At 69.1% G+C, this 7,745-nt stretch carries 5 protein-coding genes; 4 read left to right on the forward strand and 1 reads right to left on the reverse strand.

Going from position 1 to position 7,745, the window contains the following annotated elements; genetic code table 11:
• Positions 1-312 precede the first annotated feature (312 nt).
• The 4 genes from N5D48_RS25205 to N5D48_RS25220 are packed head-to-tail and all read left to right on the forward strand — an operon-like array spanning position 313 to position 5,906.
• A complete protein-coding gene (locus N5D48_RS25205) occupies positions 313-2,226 on the forward strand; it encodes a sigma-54-dependent Fis family transcriptional regulator (protein ID WP_279888780.1) in 1,914 nt (637 codons plus the stop codon).
• A 3-nt stretch (positions 2,227-2,229) separates the two neighbouring features.
• Positions 2,230-3,957: an ABC transporter ATP-binding protein gene (locus tag N5D48_RS25210; protein WP_279888782.1), complete on the forward strand. Its 1,728-nt coding sequence runs from the start codon at positions 2,230-2,232 to the stop codon at positions 3,955-3,957.
• Positions 3,947-4,624, forward strand: a complete 678-nt coding sequence (locus N5D48_RS25215) for a S8 family serine peptidase (RefSeq protein ID WP_279888783.1) — start codon at positions 3,947-3,949, stop codon at positions 4,622-4,624. Before N5D48_RS25210 ends, N5D48_RS25215 begins: the two co-directional genes overlap by 11 nt.
• Positions 4,617-5,906 (forward strand): FAD-dependent monooxygenase, encoded by a 1,290-nt coding sequence (locus N5D48_RS25220; protein WP_279888785.1) that lies wholly within the window; start codon positions 4,617-4,619, stop codon positions 5,904-5,906. Before N5D48_RS25215 ends, N5D48_RS25220 begins: the two co-directional genes overlap by 8 nt.
• 69 nt (positions 5,907-5,975) lie before the next feature.
• Here the strand turns inward: N5D48_RS25220 and N5D48_RS25225 are convergent, their stop codons facing one another.
• Positions 5,976-7,469, reverse strand: coding sequence for an aldehyde dehydrogenase family protein (locus tag N5D48_RS25225; protein ID WP_279888786.1), 1,494 nt, complete (start codon positions 7,467-7,469; stop codon positions 5,976-5,978).
• Positions 7,470-7,745: the final 276 nt, after the last annotated feature.

Below are 7,745 nucleotides of genomic sequence, written 5' to 3' on the forward strand. Positions count from 1 at the left end.
TGCCCGCCTTGGTGCATGCCTCAAGTCAGGCGAGGCGCCAGCAGTGCCCGCCTTGATACCGCGTCGTACCAACAAGGCGGACCAGGTAATGGCACAGGAGAGACTGGCCCGAAACAAATGTAGGAGCGGCCTTGCGTCGCGATGCGCCGCGCGGGCGGCGCTCGATCTCATAGGCGCTGCAAATACCCCGTCATACCCCTGGCAGCCCCCCGATCCCCCCATACCTGATGACTAGCAACGAATTCTGACGCACACTGCCGAAAAATCCGACGCCCATCACCCCGGCAAACCGGGGCACCGCTGGAGCACGCCATGGCGCGACAACATCCCACAACGCTCGCCAACGACCCGCTGCACCAATCCCGCCTGGTCCGCCTCAAGCTGGCCAACGAGGGCGAGCTGCCCTCGGGCATGCTGCGCGACGAGATCGACGCTTCCTGGCGCCGCAGCCTCGGCCACGGCCTGGACTGCCTGCAGGGCGAACAGGTGGGATTGGGCATTCGCCATGGCCTGGACCTGGGCGCCTTGCTGGAACACAACCGCCTGCTGATCGATGCGGTCACCCCCGAGCTGGACTACCTGGTCCGGCGCCAGGGCAAGAACGGCATCGTCATCCTCGGCGATGCCCAGGCCAACGTGCTGGCCATCGAAGGCCAGAAGCACGTGCTCCAGCGCGAAGGCCTGCGCGACCTGCACCCCGGCAGCTGCTGGAGCGAGGCCCTGCGTGGCACCAACGCCATCGGCACGGCGGTGGTCGAGGGCCAGCCCACGTTGATCAACTGCGGCGAGCACTACCTCGACCGGCTCAGTCCGTTCTCCTGCACCTCGGTACCGTTGCGCGATCCGCACGGGGAGGTGATCGGCGTGCTCGACGTGACGCGCGAGGGCATCATGGCCCAGCCCCAGGACAGCCTCTCCACGCTGATGCTCGCCGCCGGCAACATCGAAAGCCGCCTGTTCGGGCTTTATCATCCCGAGCACCTGGTACTCGCCTTCCACAGCCGCCCGCAGTACCTGGCGAGCGCCTGGCAGGGCCTGCTGGCGCTGAGCCTGGAGGGCGAGGTGGTGGCGGCCAACGACAATGCCTGCCAGCTGCTGCGCATGCCCCGCGCGGCGTTGCTTGGGCGGCGCGGCAGCGACCTGCTGGGCGAGCGCTCATCGGCGTTCATCGCGCGCCTGTGGCAGGGCGGCGTCAGCAGTGTGCAGACCGCCAAGGGCGAATTGTTCTTCCGCGCGCTGCAGTTGCCGCGCCAGGCGCGTGCCATGACACAGGCCCCGTCTGCCCGAGGTGCCGAACCCGCCAGGCCTCAGGCACTGGAAACGCTGGCAGGTCGCGATGCGCGCCTGGCACGTGCCCTGCGCATGGCCCGCCAGGGGCTGGCCAACGGGCTGCCGGTGCTGCTGCTGGGTGAAACCGGCACCGGCAAGGAGGTCGTCGCCCGTGCCCTGCACCAGGCCAGTACGCGCGCCGGCAAACCTTTCGTGGCGGTCAACTGCGCGGCGATTCCCGAGGGCCTGATCGAGTCCGAGCTGTTCGGCTACCGCGACGGCGCCTTCACCGGCTCGCGCCGCGGCGGCATGGTCGGGCGGCTGATGCAGGCCCATGGCGGCACGCTGTTTCTCGACGAGATCGGCGACATGCCGCTGGCCTTGCAGGCGCGCCTGCTGCGTGTGTTGCAAGAGCGCCGGGTGGCGCCGCTGGGGGCGAGCGAAGAGCAGGATATCGACGTGGCACTGATCTGCGCGACCCACCGCGACCTCAAGCGCCTGGTCGGCGACCAGGCATTTCGCGAAGACCTGTACTACCGGGTCAACGGGGTGTCCCTGCGCCTGCCGGCGCTGCGCGAGCGCGACGACCTGGCGACGATCATCGAGGGCCTGCTGGACAAGGCCGGGGCCAGAGACGTTACCCTCGACGCGCCGCTGGCGGCGCTGCTGGAAAACTTCGACTGGCCCGGCAACATCCGCCAGCTGGAAATGGTGGTGCGCACGGCCCTGGCCATGCGCGAGGAGGGCGAGCAGGTGCTGACCCTCGATCACCTCACCGACTGCCTGCTCGACGAGCTGGCCAGTGACAAGGCATCGTCCGGCAGCCTGCGAGACAACGAACTGGAACTGATCCGCGCCGCGCTGGACCGCCACCAGGGCAATGTCTCGGCGGCGGCCGAGGCCCTGGGCATCAGTCGGGCGACGTTGTACCGCAAGCTCAAGCAACTGCGCGGCTGAGCCATGGGCGGACCGTTCGCCAGGCTGATCGAGTCCAGCGACCCACAGCTGATGCGCCAGGCCCTGGCCTGGCTGTATGGTTTCGTGCGCCCGCAGCGGGGCGCCATCGGCGTGCTGCTGGGGTTGTCCCTGGGCGCTTCGCTGCTGGCCCTGGCGCAACCCTGGCTGGTCAAGACGCTGATCGACGAGGGCCTGCTGGCCAAGGATTACCAGACGCTCTGGCACATGGCCGCGATCATGATCGTCGCCGGGCTGCTCGGCACCGTGCTGGCCGGCGTCAACCGCTATCTGCACACGCGGCTGTCCGGGCGCATCCTGTTCGCCTTGCGCGACGACCTGTACCGTCACCTGCAGCGGCTGTCGCCAACGTTCTACGGGCGCCGGCGCACCGGTGACATTCTGTCCCGGCTCGATGGCGACGTGGCCGAGATCCAGCGCTTTGCCGTGGACTCGCTGTTCGCTGCGGTGTCAGCGCTGATCGGCCTGGTCGGCGCGGTGGCCTTGATGCTGATGCTGTCCTGGCAGCTGTCGCTGCTGCTGGCGTTGCTGGTCCCCATCGAGGTGCTGTGGCTGCGCTGGATGCGGCGCAAGGTCGAGCGTGAGGTGCGCGCACTGCGCGAGCGCTCGGCGGACGTGTCGTCGTTCCTGGTCGAGACCCTGCCGGCGATGAAGTTCATCCAGGCCAGCGGGCAGCAGCAGCGCGAGGCCGAGCGTCTGGATCGGCTGGGCCAGGGTTACATGGGGCAGTTGCTCAGGGTGCAGGTCAGCGAATTCTTCACCCAGGCGGTGCCCGGCACGCTGACTTCCTGGTGCCGCGCCTGCGCCTTCCTGGTCGGCGGCTGGTGGGTGATCCAGGGCACCTGGCAACTGGGCGCGCTGATCGCCTTTTCCACCTACATGGGCATGGCCGTAGGCCCGGTGCAGAGCTTGCTGGGGTTGTACGTGGCGGTACAGCGCATGGCCGTGAGCCTCCAGCGGGTGATGGAACTCAAGCGCGAGGCTGTCGCGGTGCGCGAGGCCGACAACCCGCGGCCCATGCCGCAAGGGCCTGGCGAACTGCGCCTGGAAGACGTGTGCTTTGCCCACGAAGGACGCCAGGGCGTGGTGCTGGACCGGGTCGACGCCTGCCTGGCGCCTGGCCTCAAGGTCGCCATCAGCGGCGCTTCCGGGGTGGGCAAGTCGACGCTGATCGACCTGCTGCAGCGCTTCTACGACCCGGATGCCGGGCGCATCCTGCTCGACGGCGTGGATGTGCGCGAACTCGACCTGCAGGCTTTGCGCCGACGCATCGCCGTGGTCAGCCAGGACATCGTGCTGTTTCGCGGCACCCTGGCGCAGAACCTGGCCTACGGCACCCCACAGGCAGACCGTGACGATCTTGAGCGAGTGGTGCGGCTCACGCGGCTGGACAGCCTGGTGCAAACCCTGCCGCTGGGCCTCGACGGCATGCTCGGCGAACGCGGCCAGCAATTGTCTGGCGGCCAGAAGCAACGCATCGCCATCGCCCGCGCCTTGCTGCAGCAGCCGGCGATCCTGGTGCTGGACGAAGCCACCTCGGCGGTGGACGAGGCCACCGAGCGCGAGGTGATTGGCGCCATCGACCAACTGTTTGGCGGGCGCACGCGCATTCTGATCAGCCACCGCGCCTCGACCCTGGCCGACGCCGACCTGCACCTGGAGCTGCGCGAGGGCCGGCTGCACGTCAAGGAGCCCAGCGACCATGGCCGTTGAGCCGCGTATCGGCGTGGTCGACAGCGGGTGCTCGGCGGAGCAGGCCGGCACGCTGCTGGGGGCGCGGCGTTTCTGGCTGGAGGACGGCAGGTTGCGCGAGGGCGATACCCTGGCGGATGCGTTGGGCCATGGCAGCGCCGTGCTGGCCAGTCTGCGTGCCGAGGCTGGCGGCCTGCCGGTGTTGCTGGCCCAGGTGTTCGCGGGGCAGGGCACCACCAGTGCCTTGCAGGTGGCGGCGGCCGTGTTGTGGCTGGTGGAGGCCGGCGCGACGGTGATCAACCTGAGCCTGGGCTTGCGCCAGGACCGCCCGGTGCTGCGTCAGGCCTGTAGCGAGGCCCTCAGCGCTGGCGTGCTGCTGTGCGCGTCCAGCCCGGCGCGGGGCGAGCCTGTGTACCCGGCCAGCTATCCGGGGGTCATCCGTGTCACCGGCGATGCCCGTTGTGGCCCCGGACAATGGTCTTGGCTGGACAGCGCCCAGGCCGATTTCGGCGCGCCGGTTGGCAAAGATGGCCGGGCGGGGGCCAGTCTGGCCTGCGCGGCGTTCAGCGGCCAGCTGGCGGCCTTGCTGCGTGATGAACCAGGCATGAGCCGCGCTGCATTGTTGCAGCGGTTGCGCAGCGATGCGGCGTTCACCGGCCCTGAGCGCAGGGGGGCGGTCGATGCCTGAGACGCGCATCCTGGTGCTCGGCGCCGGCCCTGCCGGTGCCGCCACGGCGTTGGGCCTGCGGCGGATGGGGTACCCGGTCAGCGTGGTGTCCGATTGGCGCCGCTTCGCCGCGGTGGAAGGTGTTTCGCAGCGCGTGCTGGAGGGCCTGCGCCATGCCGGCCTGGGGGCAGCCCTGGCACAGGCCACCACGCCGGCCACGCGCCAGGTGCAGTGGAATGGCCAGCAGCTCCAGCTCAACCAGGAGTGCCTGCTCGATCGCCAGCGTTTCGACCAGGCCCTGCGCGAGGACTTGCGCCGCGCGGGTGTCGAGTTGATCGAGGGGCGGGTGCGTGAAGCGTGGCACGGCCCCGGTCACCAGGTGCGCCTGGAGGATGGCCGCACCGTGCACGGCGATTTCCTCGTCGAGGCCCGTGGCCGCCAGGCGCCGTTGGCCGAAGGACGCCTGCGCGGGCCGGAGACGGTCAGCCTGCTCAACCTCTGGCAGTCCGCGCCCGGCGCGCCGGCTTCGGCGGTGGAGAGCCTGGACGATGGCTGGGCCTGGATGGCCCGGTTGGGCGATGGCCGTTGCTACTGGCAAGTGACGCTGGACGCGGCGGCGGTGGACCTGCCGGGCAAGGCAGGGTTGCCGGCATACTGCGCCGAACGCCGACGTGGTTCGGCATTGGTGGCGCAGTTGTTCGATGAGCAGGCGCTCGCACCCGCCCAGGTGCATGCGCGCAGCAGCACGGCGATTCTCGCCGGGGCCTGCGCGGGTGCCGACTGGTTGCGGGTCGGCGATGCCGCGATGGCGGTCGACCCGCTGTCGGGCAACGGGATCTTCCAGTCGTTGTCTTCGGCATTGCAGGCGCCGATGGTGATCAACACCTTGCTGCAACGGCCGGAGCGGGCGGCCCTGGCACAGCGCTTCCATCAGGCGCGAGTCGAGCAGCTGTTCCTGCGCTTCGCCCGCATCGGCCGGGATTTCTACGCGCAGGAAGCGCAGCGCGGCGCACAGCCGTTCTGGGCGCGGCGTCAGGGCTGGCCGGATACGCAGGCGCTGCACGCCGCAGCCGACTGGCAGGCTGTGCGAGTGGAGCATCGCCCGGTGTTGCGCGAGGGGTGGGTGGAGGAGGCCGAGGTGGTGGTCACTGCGGACCAGCCGCTGGGGGTATGGCACCTGCAAGGCGTCGAACTGGCGCCGGTGGTGCGAGGGCTGCGGGCGGGCATTGGCCTGGAGCAGCTGGTAACGCCGGAGCACCGGGCGCGGGTTGCGCGCTGGTTGCACGAGCAGGGTTATCGCTGATGGCCCTTCGCGGGTAAACCCGCTCCCACAGGGTCTTGTGGGAGCGGGTTTACCCGCGAAGGGCAAGACTCAGAGCTTCATCATCACGGCCTTGAGTTCGGTGTAGTGCTCGATCGCCGCCGCGCCCATCTCACGGCCAACGCCCGACATCTTGTAGCCGCCGAACGGCAGCGCCGGGTCCAGCGCGCTGTGGCAGTTCACCCAGACCGACCCGGACTTGATCCGCGGGATCATGCGATGCACCGCCGCCAGGTCGTTGGACCAGATGCTCGCCCCGAGCCCGTAGGGGTTGTCGTTGGCCAGGCGCACCACTTCGTCGATATCATCGAACGGCATGGCCACCAGCACCGGGCCGAAGATCTCTTCCTGCACCAGGCGATGACGCTGATCGACATCGACGATAACCGTCGGCTTGACGAAGTAGCCCGGTCCGAAGCCTTCGCCACCGCAGGCGATGGTCGCGCCCAGCTCACGCCCCAGGTCGATGTAGCCGGTGACCCGATCCTGCTGCTTGGCCGAAATCAGCGGGCCCATCTGCACCGAGGCGTCCAGGCCGTTGCCCAGCTTCATGGCGTTGGCGATGCCCGCGATATCGGCCACCACGTTGTCGAAGTGCTTGCGGTGCACGTACAGGCGCGAGCCGGCGCAGCACACCTGGCCCTGGTTGAAGAAGATCGCCGTGGCGGCGCCGGCGGCGGCCTCCTGCAGGTTGGCGTCGGGCATGACGATGGTCGGCGACTTGCCGCCCAGCTCGAGGGTGACGCGGGTCATGTTGTCCATGGCCGCCTTGCCGATCAGCTTGCCGACTTCGGTGGAGCCGGTGAAGGTCAGCTTGTCCACGCCTGGGTGGCGGCTCAGCGCTGCGCCGGCGTTCAGGCCAGTGCCGGTGACCACATTGAGCACCCCGGTCGGGTAGCCGGCCTCGTCCACCAGTTCGGCGAGCTTGAGCACGCTCAGTGGGGTTTCGTCGGCGGGCTTGAGGACCATGGTGCAGCCGGTGGCCAGGGCCGGACCGAGCTTCCAGCAGGCCAGCAGCAGCGGGAAGTTCCAGGCGACGATGGCGCCGACCACGCCCACCGCCTCGCGACGGACGAAGGCGTGGAAGTCGCCGTTGGGCATCAGCGGCATCGACGGCTCGACCGTGCTGCCTTCGATCTTGGTGGCCCAGCCGGCCATGTAGCGCAGGAAGTCGATGGCCAGCTGCACGTCCATCACCTTGGCCACCACGGCGCTCTTGCCGTTGTTCAGGCACTCCAGTTCGGCGAGCTGCTGGGCGTCGCGCTCCATCAGGTCGGCCAGGCGCCACAGAAGGTTCTGCCGTTCGCGTGGGCGCATGCGGCTCCACGCCGAGTCGTCGAAGGCCTGGCGCGCGGCCTGTACCGCACGGTCCACATCCTGGGCCTGGGCCGAGGGCACTTCACCAAGCACTTCCCCGGTGGCCGGGTTACGGAAGGTCATGGTCTGGCCACTTGCGGCATCCTGCCACTCAGCGCCGATACGCATCTTCAGCTTGCGCGCCAGGAAGGCGCGGGTAGCGGGGAGGATCGGCAGTTCGGTATTCATGAGACGGTGCCTCTTTCTTTTGGGGTGGCCTGGGCCTTGGCAAGGGCCGTGCCAAGGCTTGCGCGGTTGGCTAGAGGCCCGTGGGCAAAGGGGATTGTCTGGGGTTGCGAGGGGCGGGCATGGGGGCGAGGTGTCGCAGATTGAGACGCAGTGAGACAGCGGCACCGGTTCATGGTTTGCGGTGTGGCTGCCAGGGGTTTGGCGAAAGGGTTGCAGCGCCTATCAGATCGAGCGCCGCCCGCGCGGCGCATCGCGACGCAAGGCCGCTCCTACATT

This window comes from Pseudomonas sp. GD03858, from assembly GCF_029840925.1.
Classification (GTDB): Bacteria; Pseudomonadota; Gammaproteobacteria; order Pseudomonadales; family Pseudomonadaceae; genus Aquipseudomonas.

What these genes read in the sequence shown, in the direction of transcription:
- N5D48_RS25210 (WP_279888782.1), top strand. Translation starts at nt 2,230, where the DNA reads ATGGGCGGACCGTTCGCCAGGCTGATCGAGTCCAGCGACCCACAGCTG.
- N5D48_RS25220 (WP_279888785.1), top strand. Translation starts at nt 4,617, where the DNA reads ATGCCTGAGACGCGCATCCTGGTGCTCGGCGCCGGCCCTGCCGGTGCC.
- N5D48_RS25215 (WP_279888783.1), top strand. Translation starts at nt 3,947, where the DNA reads ATGGCCGTTGAGCCGCGTATCGGCGTGGTCGACAGCGGGTGCTCGGCG.
- N5D48_RS25205 (WP_279888780.1), top strand. Translation starts at nt 313, where the DNA reads ATGGCGCGACAACATCCCACAACGCTCGCCAACGACCCGCTGCACCAA.
- N5D48_RS25225 (WP_279888786.1), bottom strand. Translation starts at nt 7,469, where the DNA reads ATGAATACCGAACTGCCGATCCTCCCCGCTACCCGCGCCTTCCTGGCG.